We start from the raw sequence: 1,859 nt of genomic DNA, 5'->3' as shown, positions 1-1,859 counted from the left end.
CCGTCCGTCGTCACCGATCGGCCAACGATCCTGGGAAGCACTCCGAGAACGACGCGATCCGGACGGTCAGCGACTCGTTGTCCACCGTGACGATGTACCGCTCGCCCGTTCCGCGGCTGAGCGCAAGCCGCTCGGCTCCCTGCCCGGTCTTCCCGGTCTCAGCCGTGAACGACGAGTCCGCCGAGAACTCGGACCGGATCTTCTCGTAGGCGGAGTCGACTGGCTCGGATGCCGCCAAGCGCAGGGTGATCCCGCCCGCGGACTGGACCTCCGAGTCGCTGCACGCGAGCAGCACCCAGTCGCGAGTCGTCTCGGACGAGACCTTGTCGTCGTCGAACGTCTCGGCGATCCTGCGCTGGACGGTGCCCGCGCGGTCCTCCGCCCCGGAGCGGTCCGCCGCCTGGTCCGAGCTCGAGGAGGTCGCCGGTGATGCGGTCATGGACGGGCCTCCCGCGCAGGCAGTCAGGGCGAGGGCGATGAGCGCCCCGATGGCGGATGGGATGAATCGGTGGCTGGTCACGGGAAGATCTTCTCCACGAGGTCGTCGAGGACGTCCTGGTTGCCCTCGATCCGAGCAACCTTGTCGTGCTGGTCCGTTCATGGTCCTGCCAGCCGCTCAGTCGTCGGTGAGAGACCCGGGGAAGCACTGCGAGAACGACGAGATCCGGATCTTCCGCCTGTCGTTGTCGATGGTGATGAGCAATTGGTCGTCAGCGACGCCGGTGATCGTCAAGCGCTTCGCCCCCTTGCCGGTCGTGTCCGTGGTAGCGGTGTAGCCGTCGTCGCGGACGGCGGCGATCATCGCGTCGTACGCGGCGCCCACGTCGATGTCGCGCGCGAGCGTCAGCCACGCGCCGCCGGCAGCCGAGACCTCGGTGGCCGAGCACGCGAGCAGGGTCCAGTCGATCGTCCGACTGCTCGCAACTGCGCCTTCGGGAAGGGTCGCGATGACGCGGTCCTGGATCGAGGTCGTCCGCTGTTCAGCGGCAGCGCGAGTGATCGAGGACGATGCGCTCGAGTCGGGTGTCTCCGTCATCGACGGTCCTCCGGCGCACGCGGTGAGTGACAGGGATGAGGACGTCACAAGGCTCACGATGACTACTCTGGATCGTCGGGTCACCCGGCGGCACCTGCCGCCCGGAGGGCGCCGTCGCGCTTGTCGCTGAACGCTCGGTCGAGCCGAACGGCTCGCGGCACTGGTGTCAGCGCGTGCGTCAGTGCGTCGAGCGTCGACGTGTCGACCTGCAGATCCCCCATGCGTCCTCCCCGCCCCGCGGATGACCGTCAACATATCAGACCGGCCCGCGCACATGGGAGGCGCGGTGTCCGACCACACCGCGCCTCCCGACCCCGCACCGGTCGCGACTGCCACCGCGACCGGCGCACCCGCGCCGTCCGGCGCGGCCTACTTGATCCCCGTCGAGGCGATGCCCTGCACGAACTGCCGCTGGAACGCCAGGAACACCACGAGCAGCGGCAGCACCGTCACGGTGGCGATCGCCATCACGGCACCCCACGGCGAACTGAACGCCGGGTTGTTCGTCAGCGTCGACAGCGCGACCGGCACCGTGAGGTTCTCGTTGCCCTGCAGCACGACGAGCGGCCAGAGGAAGTCGTTCCACCGGGTCATGAACCCGAGGATCACGAGCACCCCGACGAGGGGACCGCAGGTCGGCAGCACGACCCGGAAGAAGGTCTGGAACTCACCGGCGCCGTCGAGCCGCGCGGCCTCCATCAGGGCGTCCGGCACCCCGAGCATGAACTGCCGGGCGATGAAGATCCCGACCACGTCGAACACCGTCGGCAGGATGACCGCCCACGGGGAGTCGACCAGGCCGATCTTCGCGACGACGAGGAAG

4 protein-coding genes are annotated in these 1,859 nt (G+C 68.7%); all 4 read right to left on the bottom strand.

All coding sequences use genetic code 11. The features are described from left to right. Positions 1 to 10: 10 nt before the first annotated feature. Positions 11 to 520 (bottom strand): hypothetical protein, encoded by a 510-nt coding sequence (locus tag I5E_RS24215; protein ID WP_022906017.1) that lies wholly within the window; start codon positions 518 to 520, stop codon positions 11 to 13. A 96-nt stretch (positions 521 to 616) separates the two neighbouring features. Next, a complete protein-coding gene (locus I5E_RS04970) occupies positions 617 to 1,036 on the bottom strand; it encodes a hypothetical protein (protein WP_022906016.1) in 420 nt (139 codons plus the stop codon). Positions 1,037 to 1,116: 80 nt separating this feature from the next. Next, entirely contained in the window at positions 1,117 to 1,257 is a 141-nt protein-coding gene (locus I5E_RS25225; RefSeq protein WP_022906015.1) for a hypothetical protein, read from the bottom strand. 148 nt (positions 1,258 to 1,405) lie between these two features. Continuing rightward, a partial coding sequence (locus tag I5E_RS04960; protein ID WP_022906014.1) for a carbohydrate ABC transporter permease occupies positions 1,406 to 1,859 on the bottom strand: 454 nt, incomplete at its 5' end.

The organism is Curtobacterium sp. B18 (assembly GCF_000333375.1).
GTDB lineage: Bacteria > Actinomycetota > Actinomycetes > Actinomycetales > Microbacteriaceae > Curtobacterium.
This window is presented reverse-complemented; position numbering and strand designations above follow the sequence as displayed.